28 protein-coding genes are annotated in these 24,710 nt (G+C 29.4%); 12 read left to right on the forward strand and 16 right to left on the reverse strand.

The window, feature by feature from the left end; all coding sequences use genetic code 11:
* Nucleotides 1-51: 51 nt before the first annotated feature.
* On the reverse strand, nt 52-450 hold the full coding sequence (locus RRF68_RS09210; protein WP_275315134.1) for a DoxX family protein: 399 nt from the start codon (nt 448-450) through the stop codon (nt 52-54).
* A 128-nt stretch (nt 451-578) separates the two neighbouring features.
* On the opposite strand from RRF68_RS09210, the gene RRF68_RS09215 reads away from it, so the two are divergent.
* Entirely contained in the window at nt 579-1,502 is a 924-nt protein-coding gene (locus RRF68_RS09215; RefSeq protein ID WP_275315135.1) for an SPFH domain-containing protein, read from the forward strand.
* A 66-nt stretch (nt 1,503-1,568) separates the two neighbouring features.
* On the opposite strand, the gene tatA is transcribed toward RRF68_RS09215, so the two are convergent.
* The 4 genes from tatA to rnr all read right to left on the reverse strand — a co-directional run bounded on the left by tatA (nt 1,569) and on the right by rnr (nt 5,399).
* The gene (gene tatA, locus RRF68_RS09220) at nt 1,569-1,760 is read right to left on the reverse strand and encodes a twin-arginine translocase TatA/TatE family subunit (RefSeq protein ID WP_275315136.1); all 192 of its coding nucleotides are present in this window, start codon (nt 1,758-1,760) and stop codon (nt 1,569-1,571) included.
* A 34-nt stretch (nt 1,761-1,794) separates the two neighbouring features.
* Nucleotides 1,795-2,472, reverse strand: a complete 678-nt coding sequence (locus tag RRF68_RS09225; protein ID WP_218771838.1) for a head GIN domain-containing protein — start codon at nt 2,470-2,472, stop codon at nt 1,795-1,797.
* A gap of 81 nt (nt 2,473-2,553) precedes the next feature.
* On the reverse strand, nt 2,554-3,174 hold the full coding sequence (locus tag RRF68_RS09230; protein WP_315944167.1) for a hypothetical protein: 621 nt from the start codon (nt 3,172-3,174) through the stop codon (nt 2,554-2,556).
* A gap of 8 nt (nt 3,175-3,182) precedes the next feature.
* A complete protein-coding gene (gene rnr, locus RRF68_RS09235) occupies nt 3,183-5,399 on the reverse strand; it encodes a ribonuclease R (protein ID WP_315944168.1) in 2,217 nt (738 codons plus the stop codon).
* Nucleotides 5,400-5,511: 112 nt separating this feature from the next.
* Between rnr and RRF68_RS09240 the strand changes: the two genes are divergently transcribed.
* The 4 genes from RRF68_RS09240 (at nt 5,512) to RRF68_RS09255 (ending at nt 8,201) form a co-directional block, all read left to right on the forward strand.
* Nucleotides 5,512-6,423: a diacylglycerol/lipid kinase family protein gene (locus RRF68_RS09240; protein ID WP_218771840.1), complete on the forward strand. Its 912-nt coding sequence runs from the start codon at nt 5,512-5,514 to the stop codon at nt 6,421-6,423.
* A 74-nt stretch (nt 6,424-6,497) separates the two neighbouring features.
* Nucleotides 6,498-6,665 (forward strand): hypothetical protein, encoded by a 168-nt coding sequence (locus RRF68_RS09245; protein ID WP_218771841.1) that lies wholly within the window; start codon nt 6,498-6,500, stop codon nt 6,663-6,665.
* Between the two features lie 661 nt (nt 6,666-7,326).
* Nucleotides 7,327-7,761 (forward strand): ribose 5-phosphate isomerase B, encoded by a 435-nt coding sequence (gene rpiB / locus RRF68_RS09250; protein WP_275315141.1) that lies wholly within the window; start codon nt 7,327-7,329, stop codon nt 7,759-7,761.
* Nucleotides 7,761-8,201: a GNAT family N-acetyltransferase gene (locus tag RRF68_RS09255; RefSeq protein ID WP_218771843.1), complete on the forward strand. Its 441-nt coding sequence runs from the start codon at nt 7,761-7,763 to the stop codon at nt 8,199-8,201. Before rpiB ends, RRF68_RS09255 begins: the two co-directional genes overlap by 1 nt.
* An 8-nt stretch (nt 8,202-8,209) precedes the next feature.
* Here the strand turns inward: RRF68_RS09255 and RRF68_RS09260 are convergent, their stop codons facing one another.
* From RRF68_RS09260 to RRF68_RS09270, 3 genes are read right to left on the reverse strand one after another with little or no spacing between them, the layout of a single operon-like run.
* Nucleotides 8,210-8,779, reverse strand: a complete 570-nt coding sequence (locus tag RRF68_RS09260) for a pseudouridine synthase (protein ID WP_218771844.1) — start codon at nt 8,777-8,779, stop codon at nt 8,210-8,212.
* A gap of 2 nt (nt 8,780-8,781) precedes the next feature.
* Nucleotides 8,782-9,225: a hypothetical protein gene (locus RRF68_RS09265; RefSeq protein WP_315944169.1), complete on the reverse strand. Its 444-nt coding sequence runs from the start codon at nt 9,223-9,225 to the stop codon at nt 8,782-8,784.
* 53 nt (nt 9,226-9,278) lie between these two features.
* A complete protein-coding gene (locus RRF68_RS09270) occupies nt 9,279-9,572 on the reverse strand; it encodes a hypothetical protein (RefSeq protein ID WP_315944170.1) in 294 nt (97 codons plus the stop codon).
* A gap of 116 nt (nt 9,573-9,688) precedes the next feature.
* Here RRF68_RS09270 and recA point away from each other — a divergent pair, with 116 nt between their 5' ends.
* Together recA and RRF68_RS09280 are read left to right on the forward strand one after the other, a co-directional pair.
* On the forward strand, nt 9,689-10,696 hold the full coding sequence (gene recA / locus RRF68_RS09275) for a recombinase RecA (protein WP_218771846.1): 1,008 nt from the start codon (nt 9,689-9,691) through the stop codon (nt 10,694-10,696).
* A 136-nt stretch (nt 10,697-10,832) separates the two neighbouring features.
* A complete protein-coding gene (locus RRF68_RS09280; RefSeq protein WP_315944171.1) occupies nt 10,833-11,372 on the forward strand; it encodes a GNAT family N-acetyltransferase in 540 nt (179 codons plus the stop codon).
* On the opposite strand, the gene dut is transcribed toward RRF68_RS09280, so the two are convergent.
* Nucleotides 11,369-11,800, reverse strand: coding sequence for a dUTP diphosphatase (gene dut, locus RRF68_RS09285; protein WP_315944172.1), 432 nt, complete (start codon nt 11,798-11,800; stop codon nt 11,369-11,371). The two genes, RRF68_RS09280 and dut, sit on opposite strands and share 4 nt — an antisense overlap.
* Before the next feature lie 93 nt (nt 11,801-11,893).
* Here dut and RRF68_RS09290 point away from each other — a divergent pair, with 93 nt between their 5' ends.
* From RRF68_RS09290 to RRF68_RS09300, 3 genes are all read left to right on the forward strand, one after another.
* On the forward strand, nt 11,894-12,889 hold the full coding sequence (locus tag RRF68_RS09290; RefSeq protein ID WP_315944173.1) for an NAD(P)H-dependent glycerol-3-phosphate dehydrogenase: 996 nt from the start codon (nt 11,894-11,896) through the stop codon (nt 12,887-12,889).
* A 210-nt stretch (nt 12,890-13,099) separates the two neighbouring features.
* On the forward strand, nt 13,100-13,759 hold the full coding sequence (locus tag RRF68_RS09295; protein WP_218771852.1) for a hypothetical protein: 660 nt from the start codon (nt 13,100-13,102) through the stop codon (nt 13,757-13,759).
* A gap of 4 nt (nt 13,760-13,763) precedes the next feature.
* The gene (locus RRF68_RS09300) at nt 13,764-15,032 is read left to right on the forward strand and encodes an MFS transporter (protein WP_275315913.1); all 1,269 of its coding nucleotides are present in this window, start codon (nt 13,764-13,766) and stop codon (nt 15,030-15,032) included.
* Here RRF68_RS09300 and RRF68_RS09305 read toward each other — a convergent pair.
* Nucleotides 15,029-15,799, reverse strand: a complete 771-nt coding sequence (locus RRF68_RS09305; protein WP_315944174.1) for a DUF547 domain-containing protein — start codon at nt 15,797-15,799, stop codon at nt 15,029-15,031. The genes RRF68_RS09300 and RRF68_RS09305 overlap by 4 nt on opposite strands.
* Before the next feature lie 20 nt (nt 15,800-15,819).
* On the opposite strand from RRF68_RS09305, the gene RRF68_RS09310 reads away from it, so the two are divergent.
* Nucleotides 15,820-16,524, forward strand: a complete 705-nt coding sequence (locus tag RRF68_RS09310; RefSeq protein ID WP_315944175.1) for a TIGR04283 family arsenosugar biosynthesis glycosyltransferase — start codon at nt 15,820-15,822, stop codon at nt 16,522-16,524.
* Here the strand turns inward: RRF68_RS09310 and RRF68_RS09315 are convergent, their stop codons facing one another.
* The 4 genes from RRF68_RS09315 to RRF68_RS09330 all read right to left on the reverse strand — a co-directional run bounded on the left by RRF68_RS09315 (nt 16,525) and on the right by RRF68_RS09330 (nt 20,380).
* The gene (locus RRF68_RS09315; protein WP_315944176.1) at nt 16,525-17,031 is read right to left on the reverse strand and encodes a hypothetical protein; all 507 of its coding nucleotides are present in this window, start codon (nt 17,029-17,031) and stop codon (nt 16,525-16,527) included.
* A gap of 80 nt (nt 17,032-17,111) precedes the next feature.
* On the reverse strand, nt 17,112-18,758 hold the full coding sequence (locus tag RRF68_RS09320) for a glycerol-3-phosphate dehydrogenase/oxidase (RefSeq protein WP_315944177.1): 1,647 nt from the start codon (nt 18,756-18,758) through the stop codon (nt 17,112-17,114).
* A gap of 109 nt (nt 18,759-18,867) precedes the next feature.
* The gene (locus RRF68_RS09325) at nt 18,868-19,314 is read right to left on the reverse strand and encodes a YHS domain-containing (seleno)protein (RefSeq protein WP_315944178.1); all 447 of its coding nucleotides are present in this window, start codon (nt 19,312-19,314) and stop codon (nt 18,868-18,870) included.
* Nucleotides 19,315-19,405: 91 nt separating this feature from the next.
* Entirely contained in the window at nt 19,406-20,380 is a 975-nt protein-coding gene (locus RRF68_RS09330) for an acyl transferase (protein WP_315944179.1), read from the reverse strand.
* 182 nt (nt 20,381-20,562) lie between these two features.
* Between RRF68_RS09330 and RRF68_RS09335 the strand changes: the two genes are divergently transcribed.
* Entirely contained in the window at nt 20,563-22,104 is a 1,542-nt protein-coding gene (locus RRF68_RS09335) for an aldehyde dehydrogenase family protein (RefSeq protein ID WP_218771860.1), read from the forward strand.
* Between the two features lie 77 nt (nt 22,105-22,181).
* Here the strand turns inward: RRF68_RS09335 and RRF68_RS09340 are convergent, their stop codons facing one another.
* Both RRF68_RS09340 and RRF68_RS09345 read right to left on the reverse strand, forming a co-directional pair.
* Complete coding sequence (locus RRF68_RS09340) at nt 22,182-22,565, reverse strand: ankyrin repeat domain-containing protein (protein WP_315944180.1); 384 nt, start codon at nt 22,563-22,565, stop codon at nt 22,182-22,184.
* A gap of 164 nt (nt 22,566-22,729) precedes the next feature.
* Nucleotides 22,730-24,589, reverse strand: coding sequence for a B12-binding domain-containing radical SAM protein (locus tag RRF68_RS09345; protein WP_315944181.1), 1,860 nt, complete (start codon nt 24,587-24,589; stop codon nt 22,730-22,732).
* Nucleotides 24,590-24,710: the final 121 nt, after the last annotated feature.

A 24,710-nucleotide genomic window follows, 5' to 3' on the forward strand; every position in this document is an offset into this window, starting at 1 on the left:
ACATTTAACTGATACCATCTGAATCTTAGCTCATATAATTTGTAAGAATTACTAGCTGTTTAAAAGGTACATACCAGCAATGGTAATCAGAAAGTAAACAGCTAATGTCATAGCACCTGCATAATCTTTCGCTAAGCGTTGACCTATTAGTAAAAAGATTAATGATAATGCTGCAATTTGAACTCCTAATAAAGATAATGCTGTATCCCCAGTAGTTATTAAATTAAATACTCCGATAAACATAAAAGCACCTGCAATTAACTCCATCACTAAAATAATAACTAATAAAAGTGGTACTAGATTTTTTAAAGGAGAGTTTTTAAAATGATCTTTAATAAAATTTACATTACCATTCCAATCTGTTACTTTATCAATACCCGATTGTAAGAAAGTAACTATTAAGAAAAGTAGAATTAAAATTTCTGTTGCATTTTGTTGAATAAGTTCCATATAATTGATTTTTAGCAAATATAACTTTAAAAACAAAAATTGTAACATTTTATAAAAATAGAGTCAAATAAACAAAGTAGATATTATTGTATCTTTAACAACAAACTAACTATAAAAATTAAAAAACTATGCCTATTTATTATTATCCAATTATCTTTTTTGGTCTTATATTATTATTTGCTTCATTTTTTACGGTAAAGCAACAAACTGCTGCAATTATTGAGCGTTTTGGTAAATTTCACAGTATTCGTCAGTCTGGCTTACATCTAAAGATTCCTTTAGTAGACAGAATTGCTGGAAAATTAAGTTTAAAAATTCAGCAATTAGATGTAATTATTGAAACAAAAACATTAGATAATGTATTTGTTAAACTAAAAGTTTCTGTTCAATATAAAGTTATAAAAGAAAAAGTAGAAGATGCTTTTTATAAATTAGATTACCCGCATGATCAGATTACCTCTTATGTATTTGATGTTGTTCGTGCAGAAGTGCCTAAGATGATATTAGATGATGTGTTTTTAAAGAAAGATGATATTGCTATTGCTGTAAAATCTGAATTAAATGAAGCAATGATGACGTATGGTTATGATATTATTAAAACCTTAGTTACCGATATTGATCCGGATGCGCAAGTAAAAGAAGCAATGAATAGAATTAATGCTGCCGATAGAGAAAAAACTGCTGCACAGTATGAAGGGGATGCACAACGTATTTTAATTGTAGAACGAGCAAAGGCAGAAGCTGAAAGTAAACGTTTACAAGGACAAGGAATTGCAGATCAACGTAGAGAGATTGCCCGTGGTTTAGAAGAATCTGTAGAAGTACTAAATAAAGTAGGTATAAATAGCCAAGAGGCATCTGCTTTAATCGTCGTAACTCAGCATTACGATACATTACAATCAATTGGACAGGAAACAAACAGTAATTTAATTTTATTACCAAATTCGCCACAAGCAGGAAGTCAAATGTTAAACGATATGGTAGCTAGTTTTACAGCAAGTAACCAAATAGGTGAAGCAATGAAGAATCCGAAGCCCAAAAAACTTAATTAGATAATAAAAGCTCGATTTGTTTTATACAAATCGAGCTTTTATTTTTATATTATAAAAAGTAATAGATTATTTCTTTTCTTCTACTTTATTTTCTTCTTCATCTTCTTTAGTAGCAGATTTAAACTCTTTAATACCTGTTCCTAAACCTCTCATTAATTCAGGTATTTTACGACCTCCAAATAATAATAATACAACTACAACAATCAATGCTATAGAAGCACCACCTGGTATTGCTAAAAAAATATTTAATGAATTCATTTGTTCTAATTTTTAATGCTACAAAGATACTAAATTAACTTCTCTGTTCAATTACTCCACCAATTACTTTTTTATCTTTAAAAACTTCTGGAGTTCCTTTGTAAAAAATAGAACCACCAAAAGAAACTTTAGCATCTAATGTTTCACCAGCTTGTACTTCTACTTTAGATCCTGAGCCTGCACGTACATAATTTAAATCACTTACAATTAAATTGTACCCGTGATAAATTCCTCCTAAATTGGCTTCTACAGTTTGATTCTTTGTTGTACCTGAAAGCTTAATAACAGCACCTGATACACTTTTTACCATAAGATGCTTAACATCTACAACTATATTGATAAAGGCGCCTTCTTGGGCTTTAATTTCAATTTGTGATTGTTCAATTTTTTTACCAGTTATAGTAGCACCTTCATTAGCATCAATAGTTTCTAATAACGATGCATAATAAAGCGTAATTTTCACTTTACCATCTGCTGTAGTTTCAGGGAAATTTAAAGCTATTTTTAAAGTATTGTTTTTATTTTTAATGCTTACTTTATCTGTTTTTTCGCCAGTAACAATAATTTTATTTTCGTCTGATTTAACCAATTCTAAATCGATACCATTGTATACTTTAACTGTAGAGAATTCTCCTAATTGTTTTGTTAAGGTTGTTTGAGCAGATGCTACAATAGGCATCAAAAACAAACATATAAACACTAATTTTTTCATTTTTAATTTTATTAATTAAAAGGTATAATCAAAAATAATACCAATACTATAAAGACGAATATCAAAATTTATTGTGACAAATTAAAATATTAATTCTGTATTCTTATTTATTTTAATAACTTTTCCTTGCTTTGGCTTGCGTATAGTATTGATAAAACCAAACAATAAAAGAGATAATAATATTCCTCCAGTTGTTAAAGTACCTATTGGTCCTAAAAAATCGGCAATAGCAACAAGTATTTTTTTGATAAATCCTTTTCTTCCAGTAGCTCTAATTTCCTCTCCGCTCTGTAAACTAATAGCAATTTTATACAAAAAAAAGGTTAAAGAACTTATTACTAAAATAGCTATAGATGTTGGTTTTAATTGTTTGATAAGTGAATAATTTTTAACTACAATTTCTTTTAAATTTTCAATTAAAAAAGATTTCACATTTTCATAAACTAGCGATGCTTTAAATTTTAGTTCTAAATCTTCAGTATCATCATCTATAAATTCAACTTCTAATGTAAAATCTGAATCGTTGAATATAAATTCTTTAATATTAGAATATCTATGTATTGAAACATTCGATAGTTTTTTTTGATCAACTAGTTCACTTAAATCAGCTATTTTCGGTTGTTCTGTTAACCAAATAGAATTCTCTTTAGCTATTAAATAATAATTATCAGTTTCGTTTTCGCTAATAATCCAAGTTTTCATATTTTTTTTTAATGCGAAATTAAATGAAAATCTAAATGTTTACGTTCTAAATCGGTGTTTTTAACTTTAACAACAACTTTATCTCCTAATTGAATTATATTTTTTGAAGATTGACCAACAATAGCATATTGCTTTTCATCAAAAATATAGTAATCATCTTTTATATCTCTAATTCTAACCATTCCTTCACATTTGTTGGCAGAAATTTCTACGTAAATTCCCCATTCGGTTACACCAGAAATTACACCTTCAAATTCTTCGTCTTGATGGTCTTTCATATATTTAATCTGCATATATTTTATGCTAGATCGCTCTGCTTTTGCAGCCATTTCTTCCATTTGTGAAGAATGTTTACATTTTACTTCATATTCTTCTGCTTTTGGAGACTTTCCGCCATCTAAATAATGCTGTAATAAACGGTGTGTCATTACATCTGGATAACGACGAATTGGTGAAGTAAAGTGAGAATAATAATCGAAAGCTAAACCATAATGCCCAATATTTTGAGTGGTATAAGCTGCTTTACTCATAGAACGGATTGCTAAAGTTTCTACCATATTGGCTTCTCCTTTTCCTTGAACATCAGCTAATAACTTATTTAAAGATTGCGATGTTTTTTCTTTAGTTTCTGTATCAATTTTATAACCAAATTTATTAATAATGTTCTGTAAAGAAGCTAATTTATCAATATTTGGTTCATCGTGTGTACGGTAAATAAATGTATTTTTTGTTTCTTTTCCTTTAGAAAAACCAATAAATTCAGCTACTTTTCGGTTTGCTAGTAACATAAACTCTTCAATAAGTTTATTAGCATCTTTAGATTCTTTAAAGAAAACTCCTACAGGATTTGCCTTTTCATCTAAATCAAACTTCACTTCAACTCTATCAAAAGATATTGCACCAGCTTTCATACGCTTTTTACGCAATTTTTTAGCCAATTGATCTAGTTTTAAAGTAGCTTCTACAATTTCTGGTGTTACTTCATATTCTTTATCTATAATAGAAATATCAAGTGGCATTGTATACGGCTCAACAGTATCAGAAAGTGTACAATTTTCTATGATTGATTGTGCTTCTTCATAGGCAAAACGTTGATCTGAATAGGTAACAGTTCTACCAAACCATTGATTTACAATTTGCGTTTTTTCGTTGATTTCAAAAACAGCAGAAAAAGTTAATTTCTCTTCATTTGGTCGTAAAGAACAAACTCCGTTACTTAACATTTCAGGTAACATTGGTACTACTCTGTCTACTAAATAAACAGATGTTGCGCGATCATATGCTTCATCATCTAAAATAGTTTTTGGTTGTAAATAATGAGAAACATCGGCAATGTGAATTCCTATTTCGTAATTCCCATTTTCTAATTTTGTAAATGACAATGCATCATCAAAATCTTTTGCATCCTTCGGATCTATTGTAAAGGTTAAATCTTTACGCATATCACGACGTTTGGCAATTTCTTGCTCCGTGATTTCTATTGGTAAATTCTCTGCTTCTTTTTCTACTGCTTCATCAAATTCGTATGGTAAACCATATTCTAGTAAAATAGAATGTATTTCGGTTTCATGCTCACCAGGTTTTCCTAAAACTTGCGTTATTTTACCAAACGGATTTTTAGAATTTTCTGGCCAATCGATCATTTGCACAACCACTTTATCGCCATCTTTTGCGCCATTTATTTTGTTTTGAGCAATAAATAAATCCGCAGACATTTTTTGGCTATCTGGTATTACAAATCCAAAATTTTTATTCATCTGTAAAACACCAACAAACTCAGTTTTTTTACGTTCGATAATTTCTACTACTTCAGCTTCGTATTTATTAGATCTACGTTTTTGATAAACATAGGCTTTAACCGTATCTTGATGTAATCCTTTTCCTAAATTTATTGATGGAATAAATATATCATTCTCAAAATCATCCGACATAAAATATCCATTTCCATTAGATGTTAAATCTAACGTACCAATATGGTATTTACGATCTTCATTAATTTTATATTTACCTCTATCTATTTCTTTAATTTTCTTATTTCCGGTAAGTTCTGCTAATTTTTTAAGTACTTGCGATTTACCATCGGTATCAGAAATTCCCATTTTAGCAGATATCTGCTTATGGTTATATGTTTTTGAATTGTCTTCGTTTAAAATTTTAAATATATTTCTGGTCAAGTCTTTTATTACTCTACCTTTTTTCTTGTATATTTTTTTCTTTCTAGTCATTAATCTTCTGCTTGTTTTATTGTTACCAAAGTACAAATAAATTTAGGTTTTGTTTATTAAAAAAGTGTTACCAATCTATTTTGTATTTTGGCTTAATTATATTTTATTATTTATGATAAATTCTTGGTTTGTTATTGCAAATCCTTTTTCAGGAAATAAAAAACTTTCTAAAAATTGGAAAGAGATTGAGCAATTGTTAAACGAAAGAAATATCGATTTTTCTTATGCTTTTACAGCGTATTCTAAACACGAAATTGAATTGGTACACACTGCTATTCAACAAGGTTATAGAAATATAATTTCCGTTGGTGGAGATGGTACACTACATCATGTAGTAAACGGAATTATGACGCAAAGATATGTAAAAACTTCCGATATTACAGTGGCAGTGATTCCTTTAGGTACAGGAAACGATTGGATTAAGACTTATAGCATACCAAATAACATAAAATTAGCCATAGATTTAATTTACCAACAAAAAACAATTTTACAAGATATTGGCTATTTAGAACTAACAAATACTACTGCTTTCTTTAATAATGTTGCAGGAATTGGTTATGATGGTTATGTTGTTAATAAGTTGAATACACTTAAAAGATTCGGTCCTTTAGCCTATCTTTTAAGTGGTATTGCTGGTTTATTATTCTACAAAAAAACTTCTTTTACTATTGAAGTTAATAATAAAGTAATTGAAACAAAATGCTTAATGACTTTATTCGGAATTTGTAAATATTCAGCAGGAGGAATGCAATTAACTAAATATAAGGATATTACAGATGGGCTATTTGATATAACCATTGCTAAAAATTTATCTCTTTTAGATTTAATTGTAAATATTAAAAAATTATATAACGGCTTAATTGTAAATCATAAGAAGGTAGAAACACACTTATCTAATACATTGTTAATAACTCCGTCTTCTCTTAAAAACCCTATGTTTATTCAGGCTGATGGGGAATTAATAGGTACCGGAAAAGTAACTGCAACTATATTACCAAAAGCTATACAATTTATAATTTCTTAAAAAGTTAAAAAAATCTTAATAAAATTGTAACATTTCACAAATTATTACGTCTTTATAATAAGAAGTTACTAATAATGAAAAACTTACGTAAAATAATAGGTTTATTTATATTCATATTTGTTACAGGTATTATAGTTACCGTAATAAGTATTAATACTACTTTAAATGAAAAACCTACTACAAATTTAGTTAAAGCTAAAGACACTATCTACCTTATTAAAAAAGGGAGTAGAACAGTATAATAAGTACTTTTTCTATTTTATTCTTATTTATCAACATCACTAGTTTTATATATTATTTTAAAAGAAATTTATTCTTTTAAATAAACACATCCTTAATTTTAAAGAATTTCAAAACTTCCATTTTTTTAAATTTAAGGTTATTAACATATATAATATTATATATAAAGAATTTTTAAAATTTAAAAAAAGAAATGATTGTTATTATAGTGTGTTAATATGTGGCATAAATAAATGATTAAATTTTTGTGAGTATCAGTTATTAAATAAAATAAACATGTTATTAGCTTAATAAAATGTTTAAAATCAATTAGAAAACATAGTTATTAACAAAACTTATAAACAACTATTAACTGTTAATTATGAATACTTAATTTTATTTACATTGTAAACAACAGGTTAATTTTATGTTGATAAATGTTTATTAGAAACTCATAAAAAAAGTTGTGTATGTAATAGTAGTTCTTGTATTGTAAAAAAAATGTAATAAATCAAATAAACTTTTTAAAATCTACCACTACTTCTTAACAATTAACTAACATTACTCAAGTACTTAAAAACTAATCACTTATTAAGAATATTTAAAAAAGCATTGTTAATTACTGTTGATAACCCTGAATATCTGTATTTTTGTAACACACAACTAAATTAAAATCAACAAATTATGACAATTGCCATCGGAAATGACCATGCAGGTACCGAGTATAAATTCGAAATTATTACTCTTTTAGAAGAATTAGGACATAAGGTTATTAATTTTGGGACTAATGATACTAATAGTATGGATTATCCTGATGCTATTCATCCAACAGCAGAAGCTGTAGAAACTGAACAAGCTGAAATGGGTATTATTTTATGTGGTAGTGGTAATGGTGCTCAAATGACAGCTAATAAACACCAAGGTGTTCGTGCTGCTTTATGTTGGAATAATGAATTGGTAATATTAACACGTCAACACAACAATGCTAATATTTTAACAATTCCGGCTCGTTTTATATCATTACAACAAGCATTGGGTTTTGTAAAGTTATTTTTAAGTACAGAATTTGAAGGAGGACGTCATGCAGATAGAGTTAATAAAATAGCTAATAATTGTTAATGGATTTTAAAGTAAAAAATTTTAAAGAATTAACAACTTCAGAACTGTATGAAATACTTCAATTACGTTCTGAAGTTTTTGTGGTAGAACAAGATTGTGTATATCAAGATATTGATTTTAAAGATCAAAAAGCATTGCATGTTTTAGGTTTAAAAGATGATAAAATAATAGCGTACACTCGTTTGTTTGATAGTAAGCAATATTTTGATACTCCTAGTATTGGTAGAGTAATTGTAAAAGATACCGAACGTAAATTTGGCTATGGACACGATTTAATAAAAGCATCAATACAAGCTATTGTTAATAACTACGAAGAAAGAATAATTACGATTTCGGCACAAACTTATTTACAGAAATTTTACGAATCTCACGGTTTTAAACAAATAGGTGAAGGGTATTTAGAAGACGGAATTCCGCATATTAAAATGGTGAGAGCTTAATAGCGTAGTTATAGCAATTCAGTAACTTCAATTACAGCACCAGGTTTCATATTATTTAATAAAATATCACCAATACGCACTCTAACTAAACGTAATGTAGGAAAACCAACGGCAGCTGTCATTTTACGAACTTGCCTAAATTTACCTTCTGTTATTATAATTGATACCCAACTTGTTGGTCCATGACGTTCATCACGAATTTTTTGTGATCTATTATCAAAATTAGGAGTATCTATTAAAAAAGCTTTTCCGGGTAAAGTCATATATTTTTTACCATCAAAACCAATTTCTACACCTTCTTTTAATTTATCTATAGCTTCTTGCGTAATAAGACCATCTACTTGAACATAATATTCTTTTTCTACTTTTTTACTGCGTACTTGTGCACTTACTTTACCATTGGTAGTTAAAAATAACAAGCCTTCAGAGGCAACATCTAAACGACCAATTGCCATTGTTTCTTCAGGAAAACTAAAATTTAACGCTCCTAATAATTTTTTCTTTCTTCTTGTTTGATTGTTAATAAACTGCGAAAGAAAACCATACGGTTTATGAATTATAAAATGTCGGTGTTCCATATTTATAAAGTACTAATAGTTACATAAAAATACTCTTTACCATTACTAATTCTCATATTTTTTTCTGAATATTCTTGAGTTTCAAGCAACGGATATTGAGTTATAGGTTCTATACAAACCATGTTGTTAACTTCTGTCCACAACATAAAATTATTAAAGTTTTTGGTAGTTATTTTTACGTTAGGTAATTCATTTTTTATCAAAATGATTTCATCAGTATTTAAAACCTTATAAGCAGCTGATCCTACATTTAAAATATCTTTTAAAGTAATTTCTTTGTCTGCCGTTTTTATAATTTCAGTATCAAAACCAGTTAGTTTAAAACTAGGATGATACCCTAACATATAAGGCATTCCTTTTTCTGAAGTAATTTCAAAATTTATTTTTAAAGCGTTTTTTGATACTGAAATTATTTTTCTAAAAGTAAAATCATAAGGCCAAAACAACTTTTCTTGCGTAGATTTATTTGGATATTTTGAATTATTTATCAGTGTATTTTTTACATATTTTTTTCAAAAATAGCTGTAGTAGCATCCGAAGAAATAAGATGATAATCAAGTTCTCTTAATAACCCATGTTGATCTTGCTTAGCAATACCTTTTGGTGTTTCAATACTATAATTATTAATTTTTGTAGGTCCAATTACAGGAAACATTTCAATGTCCGTAGCATTCCAACCAGGTGCATCTTTACAATGCATAATTTCTTCTTTATCAACAATAAAACTAATAACTTCACCTTTACTTATAGTAACGTTACAATTTGCATTTTTTAAAAGAATAGTTGTACTCATTTGGGTAAAAATTAATAAAAAACAATATTACAAAATGTAGCCTAAAAAAGATGGTAAAATAAAGGGAGTTTTTCATAACTTAGCCACTCTTATTTTTAATATAATTAGAACGATTTATGGCAGCAGATAAAGAAAAAGAAGCGAAATTAAAAGCATTGCAACTTACCCTTGATAAGTTAGATAAAACATACGGAAAAGGGTCTGTAATGAAATTAGGAGATAGCCAAGTTGAAGATATTGAGGCAATTTCATCAGGATCTTTAGGATTAGATTTAGCTTTAGGTGTAGGTGGATATCCTCGTGGAAGAGTTATAGAAATTTACGGACCAGAATCGTCAGGTAAAACAACCTTAACATTACATGCAATTGCAGAAGCGCAAAAAGCAGGTGGTATTGCAGCTTTTATTGATGCAGAACACGCTTTTGATCGTTTTTATGCAGAAAGCTTAGGAATAGATACAGATAATTTAATTATTTCTCAACCAGATCATGGTGAGCAAGCATTAGAAATTGCCGATAATTTAATTCGCTCAGGAGCTATTGATATTGTAGTAATTGATTCAGTTGCAGCATTAACACCAAAATCTGAGATTGAAGGTGAAATGGGAGATTCTAAAATGGGATTACATGCCCGTTTAATGTCGCAAGCATTGCGTAAATTAACAGGTACTATTAGTAAAACAAAATGTACTGTTATATTTATTAACCAGTTACGTGAAAAAATTGGTGTAATGTTCGGTAACCCAGAAACTACAACGGGTGGTAATGCATTAAAATTTTATGCATCTGTTCGTTTAGATATTCGTCGTAGAACACAAATTAAAGATGGCGATAGAGTTATTGGTAACAGTACCAAAGTAAAAGTAGTAAAGAATAAAGTAGCACCACCATTTCAAATTGCAGAATTTGATATTATGTATGGTAAAGGAATCTCTAAAGTTGGTGAGGTTTTAGATATTGGTGTAGAATACGGAATTATAAAGAAAAGTGGTTCATGGTTTAGCTATGGAGATACAAAATTAGGCCAGGGTAGAGATGCTGTTAAAGGCCTAATTAAAGATAATCCTGAATTAATGGACGAACTTGAAGGTAAAATAAAAGATGCTATTGAAAATCAAGAATAAGTTTTAAATTAAAAGGTTTATATAATTAAAAGCTGTTGAGAAATCAACAGCTTTTTTTTGAGATTATAATACGTTTAAATCTAAATATTTCACTAATTAAAAAGAAGGTATACTCGTAAGTATTTTTATAATAAAAATGATAAACATCTCTGAAAACATACAGCTAAAAGAAATTTTAAATACTGATTTAGAAGCTCTTTTTACATTAATGAAAGAAATTTATCCGCCGGCTTATAGTCATTTTTGGAAAGATGGTGGAGATTGGTATGTGAATACGCAATATTCTAAAGAAAAATTAAGTACTGAACTTTTAAACATAAATTCTCAGAATTACTTGGTATTATTTAAAAATGAAATAATAGGTAATTTCAGAATTGTTTGGAATGAACAATTAGCAGGTTTTGTTGATCAAAAAAGTGTAAAATTACACCGCATTTATTTACATCCAAAAACACAGGGAAACGGAATAGGTAAAAAATTATTGAATTGGTTAGAAACTCAAGTCATTAAAAAACAATATGATCTTATTTGGTTAGATGCTATGGATGCGCAACCACAAGCTTTCGAATTTTATAAAAAACTCGAATACAAATATCATTCACATTGTTTTTTAGACTTTGAATTATTGTACGACGAGGTTCGTAAAATGAGTCAACTTTATAAAAAAATAACTTAAACTCCAGTACTACCAAAACCACCAGCACCACGTTCCGTTTCATTTAAAATAGTAACTTCTTGCCAGTTTACACGTTCGTGTTTTGCAATTACTAATTGTGCAATACGCTCACCATCATTTACAATAAAATCTTCGTTAGACAGGTTTACTAAAATAACCCCAATTTCACCACGATAATCAGCATCAACAGTTCCAGGAGAATTTAATACAGTAATTCCTTTTTTAGCTGCCAATCCGCTTCGCGGACGAACTTGTGCTTCAAAACCATTAGGTAAAGCAATAAATAATCCAGTTTTTATAATTGCTCTTTCTAAAGGTTTTAAAACTACAGGTTCATTTAAATTAGCACGTAAATCCATTCCGGCAGAACCTTCGGTTTCATATGCAGGAGTTTGGTGTTTCGATTTGTTTATTATTTGTACGTTCATGATGTTTGGTTTTTCAAAATTCAAATATAATACCCTTAACTTTTAGAAGAAGCCTATAGATTTATTAATTTAGCATACTAAACAAACAACGATATGAGTAAGCAAACTAAAATAGCGGTTTTAGGTGGAGGAAGTTGGGCTACTGCCATTGTAAAAATGTTATCTGAAAATCTTGAAAACATTGGTTGGTATATGCGAAGTGTATATGCTATCGAACATATAAAACGTAACAAACATAATCCTAGTTATTTAAGTTCTGCAGAGTTACACCCAAAGCAGTTAGATTTGTCTGACGATATGAATTATATTGTTGATAATTATGATGTGCTTATTTTTGCTATTCCTTCAGCTTTTATAAATACGGAATTAGAAAAGTTAACAACTTCATTAGAAGGTAAAATCATTTTTTCGGCAATTAAAGGAATTGTACCAGAAACAGGTTTAATTATTGGGGAACACTTTCATCAGAAATTTAATATTCCGATGGAAAATATTGGTGTACTTACTGGTCCATGTCATGCTGAAGAAGTAGCGATGGAACGTTTATCATATTTAACATTAGCTTGTCAGGATGCTGAAAAAGCCAAAGATTTAAGTAAATATATTGCTGGTCGTTATATAAAAACAAAAATATCTGATGATATTATTGGTACAGAATATGCAGCGATGTTAAAAAATATTTATGCGATTGCAGCTGGAATTTCTCACGGATTAGGATATGGAGATAATTTTCAGGCAGTGTTAATGAGTAACGGTATTCGTGAAATGAAACGCTTCATTAAAAAGGTGCATAAAATGAAACGTAATATTAATAATTCGGCTTATTTAGGTGATTTATTAGTTACAGGATACTCTGTTTTTAGTAGAAATAGAATGTTTGGTAACATGATTGGTAAAGGTTATACTGTAAAATCTGCACAAATGGAAATGAGTATGGTTGCTGAAGGATATTATGCTGCAAAAAGTGCTTATGAAATTAATCAAAAAAATGGTGCAAAAACGCCTATTATCGATGCTGTTTATAATGTGTTATACGATAAAAAAGAAGCGAAAGATGAGTTTTTAAAGTTAACAAATAGATTAGATTAGTTGTTTGCATTTGCACAAATAATCCTTCTTAATAAAAAGAAGTCAACCCACCAATCGCTTCTAAGATTACATTCAATAAAAATGAAATCGAAACAAATTTAATTTAAAAATCTGATTCACAAACTTTTTCATAAAAAAAGTACTAATTAATAGTATAAATTATCTTACATATAGTTTAGTTTTAAGTATTTTTGTTTAAAATTAAACAAAATGAAAACAATTCAGGAAGCTGTAGAAATTACAATAAGAAAAACACCTTTTATTGAAGAGGCTTTAAATGAAAAGTTAATTAATGTATCATCTTTAGCTAGAGTTATCTTACCAGAAGTAAGTAAGTTACTTAAAAAAGAAGTAAAAGTAGGTGCAGTTATGATGGCTATTAATAGACTTTCACCAGCAAATGAAATTAGAGTACGTAAAAACATTAAAAAATTAGCACTTAACTTAGGAGATGTAATTGTACGATCTGATTTATGTGACTTTACCTTTAAAAACACTACTTCTTTATTAAAAGAAATTGCTAAAGTTTTAAGTAAATCTGCCGATAGTAATGATTACTTTTTAACAGTTTCTCAAGGAATTTTTGAAACTAATATTGTTACGAGTAAAAATTTGAGACCTTATGTTGAAGAAATTTTTAAACTCGAAACATTAATAAATAATGTAAACGATTTGGCTTCAATAACAATTAAACTTCCAAAGGGTAATTTAGAGCAATCGGGAATATATTATTTTATTTTAAAGCAATTTGCTTGGGCAAATATTGCTGTACAAGAAGTAATATCTACAACAAATGAAATGACAATTGTTGTAAAAGAAGAAGATGTAAATGAAACTTTTGCTCTTTTAATGGATTTAAAATTGAATTAATAAAATGGAAAAGAAAGATCCGTATGCTTCTTTAAGAATTAAAGAATTTAATTTATTTCTTTTAGTGCGTTTTGCCTTAGTATTTGCTTGGTCTATGCAATTTATTATTATAGAATGGCAAGTATACAGTATTACAAAAAATCCGTTATCACTCGGTATTATTGGTTTGATGGAAGTAATTCCGGCAGTATCTATGGCTTTATTTGCAGGACATATTGTTGATCAAAAAGAAAAAAGAAATTTATTAGCACTTTGTATAGGTGCTTTTTCATTAATAAGTTTAGGCTTGTTTTTTTTAACCTTACCAAGTTTTATTAAAGGTTGGGAAACAAACACGGTATTATATGCAATTTATGGATTGGTATTTTTTGGCGGACTTTTACGTTCGTTCTTCGGACCCACAATATTTTCTTTGATAGCTTTAATAGTGCCTAAAAAATTATATCCCAATGCAGCAACTTGGAGTAGCTCTACTTGGCAAATGGCTTCAGTATTAGGTCCTGCCTTTGCAGGGTTTACTATTTCTTGGTTAGGAGTTCATTGGTCACTTTGTATTGTTTTTGGCTTGGTACTATTTTCATTTTTGATGGTGTTTTTTGTAAAGAAAAAACCAATTATGAATCCGAAAATTGGGGAGCCAGTATTAAAGAGTTTAAAAGAAGGAATCAATTTTGTATTTAAAACCAAGGCTATTTTAGGAGCCATTACTTTAGATATGATTTCAGTACTTTTTGGTGGTGCTATTGCTTTATTACCTATTTATGCACAAGATATTTTAAAAGTAGGGCCAGAAGGGTTTGGTGCTTTACGTGCTGCACCGGCAATAGGTGCTTTTTTAACAATGTTAATAACAGCTTACATACCTATTAGTAAAAATGCCGGAATGAAGTTGTTAGCGGCTATTTTTGGCTTTGGAGTTTGTATTATAGTATTCGGATTATCTTCCGTTTTTTGGATATCAATGGTAGCGTTATTTTTTAGTGGTGTTACCGACGGAGTTTCAATGGTTATTCGTCAAACAATTTTACAATTAAAAACTCCCGATCATATGCGAGGTAGAGTAGCATCTGTAAATTCTATGTTCGTAGGTTCATCAAATGAATTAGGAGCTTTTGAAAGCGGCGTAACGGCAAAATTAATGGGAACTGTAACTGCTGTTGTTTTTGGTGGAACAATGACATTAATTACGGTTGTAACCACAGGTATTATAAACCCAACATTGCGAAAGTTAGATTTAACGAAAGATTTAGAAGCGCACGAAAAATCTAATTAATTAAGATTTTTAGGTAGTTCTTTAAAATTATTTAAATACAACGTCCAATCATAATCATTAAACTTAAGTTTTTTTGGTTTGGTTGGCGTTATTCCGTAGTTTTTTAAAATTTCACGAGCGCCAGATTTACCACCAAAATCACCTCTAAACCAAGAAATTAATGCCGAAGAACTAGCGGTTTCATTTTCTTTATTAAAAGTAGTATGTTGTTTTAAATAATTGGTAACCATATAATCTAGTTCATTATTTAAGTTATCTAAAGAAAAAATAGCAACTGGCGGACAACTTTTGGCACCACAGTTTAATACAAAGTGAATCCTCCAATCAATATCATCAACCCTTAATTTTCTTTCCCATTTAGCTCTAAAAGGTTTTCTTAAATAACCTAAACTAATTTTACATCTCGATTTTCTAAGAATACCGTGCTCTACATCATCAAAAGATAATATTTCACCAGCAATTTTAATTCTTTTAGTTTTAAAAAAAGATCCTTTATCATCAAATAAACTAGGGTTTTTATTTAAATGTATTTGAATAAAAGCGTTATATATGTTAATCCAAAAAGCTTTTTTATGCTTATCTTTAGGCAGTTGAGTTAGCAAATTGGTTAACGTACTTTTTTCGAGTATAGAAATTTCTTCCTCATACGATTCACCATTTACGATGCGAGTTAACAAGTCTTGTGATGTTTTTATATAGTCTACGTTATTCTGAGCTGTAAGTGCATAAGTAAGAAACAAAAAAATACTAAAGAAATAGTTTTTCATAATTTTAAATTAATGTATTTATGCTAATAAGCATTATTATTCCTGTTTATAATGAAGAAATAAATTTGTTAAAAAGATTGTCGTTTTTAAGTGAAATAGCTTACCAGAAACCTATTGAAATCATTATTTCAAATTCGCCCGAAACTACAGATTGTACGATTAATATATGCAAAAAATTCGAGAATGTATTATTTTATAACAGTCCTAAAAAGGGTAGGGCTGCACAAATGAATTATGGTGCAGCTAAAGCAACGGGTGAAATTGTTGTTTTTTTACATGCTGATGTTCAGTTACCAACTAATTTTTATGAAGAAATAACACAAGCAATTAATAATAATTATAAGGCCGGATTTTTTTCTTATAATTTTGATAGATCGTCTTTTTTGTTAAATATAAATAGTTATTTCACAAAAAAAGATAGTCTACTTGCTGGCGGTGGCGATCAATGTCAGTTCTTTTTAAAAACAACTTTTAACGAGCTAAATGGATTTAATGAAGATTACTGTATTATGGAAGATTTTGAAATGATAGATAGAATAAGAGATAAGAATATTAAATATACCGTTATTCAATCTAAAGCAACGGTAAGCGCTAGAAAGTACGATAATAATTCGTGGTTAAAGGTAAATTTAATAAATGGATATGTTTTTATGTTATATAAATTTGGCGTGAAACCATTAATACTAAGAAAAAAATATCAGAATTTATTAAGGGAAACGGTGTAGTTACCCCATATCCATATAACTAATCTTAGTAATAATATTAGTTGCTTGATCGAATTCTATATATACAAAACTATCACAATCTTCACAAACTGAATATAAAATACTCTTAGAACCATTTCGTCCGACACTAAAAACAACAGTACCTAGTTTACTAATATTATCTCCAACAGTAACCGTAATATTTTTTATATTTAAAGACGATTCACTGCTATTAATTTCAAAAGATTCTATATAAGGTTTACTTCTTCCTAAAGTAGAGAAATCTACTTTAAGTCCTTTAAAAACAAAATAATAATAGTTTTCATTTTCATCAACATTATAAGAAGTTACTGCACCTAATAAGTTTTCTACAGCAGCTTGTTTTCCTTTAGTTTTTTTAAGGTCGTTTAATGTGGTATTGTTTATTTTAATACCTTCAAATTCTGAAGATTTTACAATATTAGTTGTTTGACTTTTAGCAATAAAACTACTGATTAGAAATATAAATACAAATAATTTTTTTTTCATTTTTTAGGGGAATATAAAAATTTTAAGCACGCCAAAGATATAACACTTTTTGTTGTGAGCAATTACAGTGTGTAAAATGACTAGTTAAAATTTACGGCTAATTTTATTTTACTTTCTAATTCTTCTTGATGTTTACTTTTTTCTAATTCAGACCAATTAAAATATGTAGTAAATTCATTTAAAACATCATTTTTATAACTATCTACACTAGGTTTATCAAAAAATAAGCGGCCAGTTCTACGCATAAAAAAATCGGTGGGAGTACAAGTCATTTCATGTTGAATGGTAAACCAAATTTCAGCTTTTAATAAACGAAGTTCTATATTTTCTTCTTTGATTTCATCAAATTTATCTATAATTATGTCTGTTTGTTTTCCGTAATTGTGTACCAAATAAGCAGCGTCAGTTTTTATAAAACCTTTAATTTTTAAATTTTTATATACTTGATTTATGTATAAGTCTACCGATTTGTAGTTTTGAAAAGGACCACCCGCTAAAACAATATCTTCAGTTTGTATGGCATCAAATTCAGCATTAAAACGTCTAACCATTTTCTTAGCAACTAAATCAACAATACGCTCAGCCATTTTACGATAACCGGTTAATTTACCCCCGGCAATAGAAATTAGCTTAGTATCAGAAACAAAAATTTCATCTTTACGAGATAATTCTGATGCAGATTTACCTTCCTCATGAATTAATGGTCGTAAACCTGCCCATGAAGATTGAATATCATCTAAAGTTAATTCGATACCAGTAAACATATTATTCACGGCTTCAATTAAATAGGTAGCATCAATAATATTGGTTTCTACGGTGTTTTTATCTTCTTGAAAATTAGTATCTGTGGTACCGAAATAAGTTACTTTACCACGCGGTATTGCAAACATCATTCTACCATCTGGAACATCAAAATATACCGATTGTTTTACGGGTAATTTTTCATGAGCAACAACTAAATGAACTCCTTTTGTTAAATGAAGTCTTTTGCCAATTTTAGAGTTGTTAATTTGTCGTAATTCATCTACCCATGGTCCTGCAGCATTAACTACATATTTTGCTTTAATTTCGTATTCTTGGTTAGAAAAAATATCAGAAACCTTTGCGCCAACTACACGTTTATTTTCATAAATAAACTCATTGGCTTTGGTATAATTAAGTATTTGTGCGTTGTATTGGCTAGCTGTTTTTAGTACTTCTATTGTTAAACGTGCATCATCTGTACGATACTCTGCATAATAACCAGCACCTCTTAATATATTTTTAGGTAAAAGAGGTTCTTTATCAAGAGCTTCCTTTTTATCGAGCATTTTACGTTTATCATCACCTTCTACAGAGGCCAAAACATCGTACACTTTTAATCCGATAGAGGTTAACCAAGATCCATAAGTTCCTCCGTCTATTAAAGGAAGAATCATTTTTTCGGGAATTACTAAATGAGGTGCTATTTTATGAACAATTGCTCGTTCGGTCCCCACTTCTTTTACTAGCCAAAAATCGAATTGTTTTAAGTAACGCAAACCACCGTGAATTAGTTTTGTTGATTTACTTGAAGTACCAGAAGCAAAATCATTTTTTTCAATTAAAGCAACTTTCATTCCTCTAGATGCAGCATCTAAAGCTATCCCTGCGCCGGTAATTCCTCCACCAATAATTAAAATATCAAATTCGGTTTCTTGTAATTCTTGTTGAATGTTTTTTCGATTGAAAAAAGAAAAGTGGTTCATAGCTAGCTTTTTATTTAACAAAAGTAAGAATAAAATAAAGTAAAAAATACAAAAAAAAAGGCTGAATAAATTCAGCCCTTTATAGTTGCCCCCGCAACGAATAAATCAATTACTGATTTACTCTTAACCAATTTATATCTGCTTGTTTTTTTAATTTTTCTGCGCCTTCTTGTTGCCAAGATTTTAAGGTGTTGTTTATCCACGAATTGTAAAATAAGTAGAGTTTACCGCCTCGTATTTCAAAATTTTCAGGATCAATAGCTACTTTTTCACCCTTTTTTCCCATTGCATAGGCACAATAACCACCATATTGAGGAATGTATTTTTTAGGGTTTTCTTTAAATAAGTTGAAATTTTTTTCTGATGAAAATTTAAATTTAACACCATTAAAGGTCGTAGTAAGTTTATTTTTACCTTCTAAGGGGTATTTATTTGTTAAGTAAGAAACAACATCATAACCTTCAGCAACATATCCTTTAGATGTATTATAATCTGTTTTTTGACCTACTAAAATAGTAGTTGTCATCAGAAAAATAAGAGCTATAAAATGTTTCAAAAAATTTAATTTAAAGTTACAGTCGACAAGTATTTATTTAACTTACAATTTTTAATAAAAATATAAATAGTGCTTAGTTATTTTTAATAATTTATAGAACCATTAGGTTACATCCACGAATATCAGAATTATCAAACCTACCAATAATTTCAAAACTATTATCGGTATGTATTTTACCTAAATCTTGTGTAGCAATAAAGGAACAAGAATTATAATTTGCTAAATCGATAACGTTAATTCCGCCCGATTTTTCTTTTGGTAAAATTGTTAATGAATCTTCAGTATCTCGAGTTAAAAAACGCATCCAAGGCGGACAATTAAAAATACCATTTCCTTTAGAATATCCTTGACTTAACAACTCAGTCATACCATATTCAGAATGTATTTTTTTTACACCAAATCCCTTAGAGAGTATAGCATGTAGCTCGTGACGAACGAGTTCTTTTCTTCGTCCTTTCATGCCACCAGTTTCCATAATAATGGTGTTTTTAAGATTAAAAGTATGCTTTTCAATTAAATCTAACAATGCAAAAGAAACGCCAATAAGTAATATTTTTTGACCTTTTCTATCTAAATCTATCAGTTTTTTGGTTAATTCATCTAAATTATCAAGATAAAATCCACTTTCTGCTTGTTTTGATTTTTTTATCAAATCATTAGCCATATATACTAATGAAGATCCTTTACGTTCTAAATAATTAGGTAATAAAGCTAAAACTACGTACTCTTCTATATTGCCGTAAAAATGCTTAAAACCATTTAAGTAACTTTCTTCATACCACGATAAATCTGTAACTAAATGCTTACTTGTTATACTACCTGTGGTACCAGAACTTGAAAACGTTTCTTGAACTTTATCAGTAGATGAAAGTATTTTTTTAGTTTTAAAAAACTCAATTGGTAAAAAAGGAATCTGTTCTATAGAAGTAACATCACTTGGATGAACATATAATAAATCACAAAAAGAACGGTAAACTTTATTGTTTGTAAACTGATGTTTAAAAACTTGTAAAGCTACTTTAATAAACTCTTCTTCAGATTGTATGTTAAAAACTTGTTCTTTCATAAAGGGCTACAAAAATAGTATTATAAATGGTATTACTTTTTAAATTTACCTATAATATATTTTTAAAACAACATGTTTTGTTTGATTTTAAACAAAACACATAAAATTGTTTAATTTATAAAAGTGTGAAATTATTTGTAGTTTTGTTTTTTATAAAACAATAACTAAAATTACAATATATAATGGCAGATTTTGGTATCAAAGAAGCTTTAGCTCAATTAGGAGTAAAAGATATTAATGAAGGAACCTCTACAGGTTCTAATAACTTTTCTAACGGAGAAATTATTGAAAGTTACTCACCAGTTGATGGGAAACTAATCGGTAAAGTAAAATCTACGACAAGAGAAGATTATGATAAAGTAATGGAAACGGCTACAGAGGCATTTTTGTCTTTTAGAAATATGCCTGCTCCACAAAGGGGAGAAATTGTTCGTCAGTTTGGTAATAAATTAAGAGAATTAAAAGAGCCATTAGGTAAGTTAGTTTCTTACGAAATGGGTAAATCTTTACAAGAGGGTTACGGTGAAGTTCAGGAAATGATTGATATCTGTGATTTTGCTGTTGGTTTATCACGTCAGTTAAACGGACAAACAATTCCGTCTGAACGTCCAGGACACGTAATGAGAGAACAATGGCACCCAATTGGTGTTGTTGGTATTATCTCTGCATTTAACTTTCCTGTTGCAGTTTGGGCTTGGAATACAGCTTTAGCATGGATTTGTGGTGATGTATGTGTATGGAAAGGTTCTGAAAAAGCACCTTTATGTTCTATCGCATGTCAAAACATTATTGCAGATGTTTTAAAACAAAATAACTTACCAGAAGGTATTTCTTCTATCATTAACGGAGATTACAAAGTTGGTGAAATGATGACTACCGATACTCGTATTCCTTTAGTTTCTGCTACAGGATCTACAAGAATGGGAAGAATCGTTGGTGCAACTGTTGCGCAGCGTTTCGGAAAATCTTTATTAGAGTTAGGAGGAAACAACGCAATTATTATTACACCTACTGCCGATTTAAAAGTGGTAGTTCCTGGTGCAGTATTTGGTGCAGTTGGAACTTGTGGTCAACGTTGTACTTCAACAAGAAGATTAATTATTCACGAATCGGTTTACGATAAAGTAAGAGATGCAATTGTTGGTGCTTACGGGCAGTTAACTATTGGAAATCCTTTAGATGAAAAAAATCATATTGGGCCGTTAATCGACCACGATTCTGTAAACACATATTTAGCTGCAATTGAAAAGGCAAAAGCTGAAGGTGGTAACGTATTAGTTGAAGGAGGAGTTTTAGAAGGTGAAGGTTACGAAAGCGGATGCTACGTAAAACCAGCTATTATTGAAGCAGAAAATCATTTCGAAATTGTTCAGCACGAAACTTTTGCTCCGATTTTATATTTAATGAAATACTCAGGAGAAGTAGAAAATGCGATTGCAAAACAAAACGGTGTTGCGCAAGGATTATCATCAGCAATTATGACGAATGAAATGAAAGAAGCTGAAAAGTTCTTATCATATGCAGGGTCTGATTGTGGTATTGCAAATGTAAACATCGGAACATCTGGTGCTGAAATTGGTGGTGCTTTTGGTGGTGAAAAAGAAACTGGTGGTGGACGTGAGTCTGGATCTGATGCTTGGAAAGTATACATGAGAAGACAAACAAATACTGTAAATTATTCTGATGAATTGCCTTTAGCGCAAGGAATTAAGTTTGATTTATAAGTCGATAATCGACATTTAATTATATTGAAAAGGCTTCACAAATTGTGAAGCCTTTTTTATTTAAAATTCGGGGTACTTTATTTTTCTAAGGCAGTAGCAATTACTTTATAAGCTGCATGTGCTTTAGACATTTTTGCATAATCTAAGGCTGTAAAATTTCCTTTATCCGATTTTGATTTTAGTTTAGCGCCTTTTTTAATTAATAATTTAACGATTGCTACTTTGTTATATCTAGCAGCAAACATTAACGGAGTTAACCCAGTAGATTTTCTGTTAATATTTGTTCCATTTTCAATCATTGCTTTAACAGCCTCGTAATTACCAGCTGTAATTAACTTACAAAAAGTATTAACTTTATAATATTCGGTAGTAGTTTTTACGGTTGTTTTGTTTATTTCTGAAGCTGAAACAGTTCCAAAAGATAATGCGATTGCTAATACTGTAAATACAAATTTTTTCATGATATTATGTTTTTTAAGATTCGGTTTATATCTAAAAAGACGACGATCAAAAAAAAACGTTTCAGTAAAAAGAAAGACTTAACAAATATTTATGATTACTTCTTAAAGTTTTATTAAATTAATAATCAGTTGTTTAAGGATGTGTAAAGTAGTTAGTATTAAATTTAGGTAGTTAAAAAACCTGCTATTAAATTAGTTTCTTGGGTTGTTTTAGGTATTTTAAAATCGAAGTATTTATGTAAAGGAATATCAAAACCCTTGTAGTTTAAGTAATTATTTAGCGCAGTATTTAAGCCTTGGCTATATAAGTGATGTTCTGCTCCTGTTGGATCTTCGTGATACAAATCATTTTCAGCAAAACCTTTAAATTCTGGCCCAGTAATGTTAATTTCAAATTCATCCGGATTTTTACCAACGGGGCTATGACTTGTACAAGCAAACATGTGCCAAAAAGCAGATTGAATACAATTGTTTTGAAATAACTGACGCACAACTTCTAAAGAATCAATGGTTTCTTGTGCTGTTTCTGTAGGAAAACCGAACATTAAATAAGCATGCACCATAATATTTTCATCAGAAAAAGCTTTGGTTACTCTAGCAACTTGTCCAATATCTACCCCTTTTTTCATTTTAGCTAATAACCTATCCGAAGCAACTTCTAAACCACCGGTAACGGCAATACATCCCGATTTAGAAAGTAAAGCACACAATTCTGGCGTAAATGTTTTTTCGAATCGAATGTTGGTCCACCAAGTAATATAAACTTTTTTTTCTAGCAGTTTATTTGCCAATGCTCTTAGCATTTTTGGCGGCGCAGCTTCATCAACAAAATGAAAACCTGTAATACCTGTTTCAGAGATTATTTTTTCAATTTTATTCACTAAATCATCAGCGGTTGTATTTTGATAATTTCCTATATAATCTAACGTAACATCACAAAAAGAACACTGTTTCCAATAACATCCGTGAGAAATGGTTAGTTTATTCCACTTACCATCAGACCACATTCTGTGCATCGGATTCATAACATCTAAAAACGATAAATACTTATTTGTTGGAAGGCCTAGATAACTAGGCGCAGGTAAATTTTTATGATGAAATATGGTGTTTGGTATTTTATCAGCGTAAATAACTTCGTTATTTTTACAGATAAAAGTTCTTTCTAAACCATCTTCTTTTATTTTACCATCTAAAAACTCTGTAATTTTTAATAACGGACCTTCACCATCATCCAAAGTAATAAAATCTATAAAATCAAAAATTCTTGGGTCAGATAAGCGTCTTAACTCAGTGTTACAATAACCGCCACCCATACCTATTTTAATGGTAGGATATTTTTGTTTTATAAATTGTGCACAACGTAAAGCAGAAAATAAATTACCAGGAAAAGGCACCGTAAAACAAACTAAATCATAGTTGTCTTGTTGTAGTTTTTCTTCTAATAAATACAACATTTCATCTTCTATTAAGGTAGTTTCATATTGTAAAAACTCGTTAATAGTATCGAAACTAGAGGCAGATCTTCCTAGTTGTTCTGCATAGCGTGTAAAAGAGAAAAACTCATCGACATTGGCGTTTATATAATCGCCTAATTCTTCTACAAAGAGTGTTGCAATGTGTTTGGCTTTGTCTAAAATTCCTAGTTTTCCGAATTCGGTAGTTAAATCTTTATTTAGTTTAACACGCCTATGTCCGTGTGGCAAAAAATCTTTATGTACCATCTGATACGCTGCTGTAACTTCTTGTACGCGCAAATAATCCATAACAGAATCTACTTTATTTATATATTCTTCTTTTTGTTTATCAACTAAAGGAAAATCACTATTACCAAGCATTTCTGCTTGCTTAAAAATAGCATCTATAAACTCTTTGGTAAACACCGCAGTAAATAGCTCGATACTTAAATCCATTTGCGTTGCTTTTACATCTTTAGATTCTAAAAAACCTTTAATGTATGCGGTTGCAGGATACGCAGTATTTAATTGTGTAAAAGGTGGTGTTATTAAAAGCGTGCTTATAGCCATAAAAAATATAAATAAAGTACAAATATACTTTTTAAGACAGTACTTTTTAGCTGATTTATTAAAACAGTTTTAACGTTTATAAAAGGATCTTTTTAAACAACGTGTTTAAATTTAAACACTT

It is taken from the genome of Tenacibaculum sp. HL-MS23 (genome assembly GCF_032463465.1).
GTDB classification, from domain to species: Bacteria; Bacteroidota; Bacteroidia; order Flavobacteriales; family Flavobacteriaceae; genus Polaribacter; species Polaribacter bernardetii.

Bases quoted from the DNA above. Each gene is read 5' to 3' on its own strand.
- RRF68_RS09210 (WP_275315134.1), bottom strand. From the start codon at position 450: ATGGAACTTATTCAACAAAATGCAACAGAAATTTTAATTCTACTTTTC.
- RRF68_RS09215 (WP_275315135.1), top strand. From the start codon at position 579: ATGCCTATTTATTATTATCCAATTATCTTTTTTGGTCTTATATTATTA.
- tatA (WP_275315136.1), bottom strand. From the start codon at position 1,760: ATGAATTCATTAAATATTTTTTTAGCAATACCAGGTGGTGCTTCTATA.
- RRF68_RS09225 (WP_218771838.1), bottom strand. From the start codon at position 2,472: ATGAAAAAATTAGTGTTTATATGTTTGTTTTTGATGCCTATTGTAGCA.
- RRF68_RS09230 (WP_315944167.1), bottom strand. From the start codon at position 3,174: ATGAAAACTTGGATTATTAGCGAAAACGAAACTGATAATTATTATTTA.
- rnr (WP_315944168.1), bottom strand. From the start codon at position 5,399: ATGACTAGAAAGAAAAAAATATACAAGAAAAAAGGTAGAGTAATAAAA.
- RRF68_RS09240 (WP_218771840.1), top strand. From the start codon at position 5,512: ATGATAAATTCTTGGTTTGTTATTGCAAATCCTTTTTCAGGAAATAAA.
- RRF68_RS09245 (WP_218771841.1), top strand. From the start codon at position 6,498: ATGAAAAACTTACGTAAAATAATAGGTTTATTTATATTCATATTTGTT.
- rpiB (WP_275315141.1), top strand. From the start codon at position 7,327: ATGACAATTGCCATCGGAAATGACCATGCAGGTACCGAGTATAAATTC.
- RRF68_RS09255 (WP_218771843.1), top strand. From the start codon at position 7,761: ATGGATTTTAAAGTAAAAAATTTTAAAGAATTAACAACTTCAGAACTG.
- RRF68_RS09260 (WP_218771844.1), bottom strand. From the start codon at position 8,779: ATGGAACACCGACATTTTATAATTCATAAACCGTATGGTTTTCTTTCG.
- RRF68_RS09270 (WP_315944170.1), bottom strand. From the start codon at position 9,572: ATGAGTACAACTATTCTTTTAAAAAATGCAAATTGTAACGTTACTATA.
- recA (WP_218771846.1), top strand. From the start codon at position 9,689: ATGGCAGCAGATAAAGAAAAAGAAGCGAAATTAAAAGCATTGCAACTT.
- RRF68_RS09280 (WP_315944171.1), top strand. From the start codon at position 10,833: ATGATAAACATCTCTGAAAACATACAGCTAAAAGAAATTTTAAATACT.
- dut (WP_315944172.1), bottom strand. From the start codon at position 11,800: ATGAACGTACAAATAATAAACAAATCGAAACACCAAACTCCTGCATAT.
- RRF68_RS09290 (WP_315944173.1), top strand. From the start codon at position 11,894: ATGAGTAAGCAAACTAAAATAGCGGTTTTAGGTGGAGGAAGTTGGGCT.
- RRF68_RS09295 (WP_218771852.1), top strand. From the start codon at position 13,100: ATGAAAACAATTCAGGAAGCTGTAGAAATTACAATAAGAAAAACACCT.
- RRF68_RS09300 (WP_275315913.1), top strand. From the start codon at position 13,764: ATGGAAAAGAAAGATCCGTATGCTTCTTTAAGAATTAAAGAATTTAAT.
- RRF68_RS09305 (WP_315944174.1), bottom strand. From the start codon at position 15,799: ATGAAAAACTATTTCTTTAGTATTTTTTTGTTTCTTACTTATGCACTT.
- RRF68_RS09310 (WP_315944175.1), top strand. From the start codon at position 15,820: ATGCTAATAAGCATTATTATTCCTGTTTATAATGAAGAAATAAATTTG.
- RRF68_RS09315 (WP_315944176.1), bottom strand. From the start codon at position 17,031: ATGAAAAAAAAATTATTTGTATTTATATTTCTAATCAGTAGTTTTATT.
- RRF68_RS09320 (WP_315944177.1), bottom strand. From the start codon at position 18,758: ATGAACCACTTTTCTTTTTTCAATCGAAAAAACATTCAACAAGAATTA.
- RRF68_RS09330 (WP_315944179.1), bottom strand. From the start codon at position 20,380: ATGAAAGAACAAGTTTTTAACATACAATCTGAAGAAGAGTTTATTAAA.
- RRF68_RS09335 (WP_218771860.1), top strand. From the start codon at position 20,563: ATGGCAGATTTTGGTATCAAAGAAGCTTTAGCTCAATTAGGAGTAAAA.
- RRF68_RS09340 (WP_315944180.1), bottom strand. From the start codon at position 22,565: ATGAAAAAATTTGTATTTACAGTATTAGCAATCGCATTATCTTTTGGA.
- RRF68_RS09345 (WP_315944181.1), bottom strand. From the start codon at position 24,589: ATGGCTATAAGCACGCTTTTAATAACACCACCTTTTACACAATTAAAT.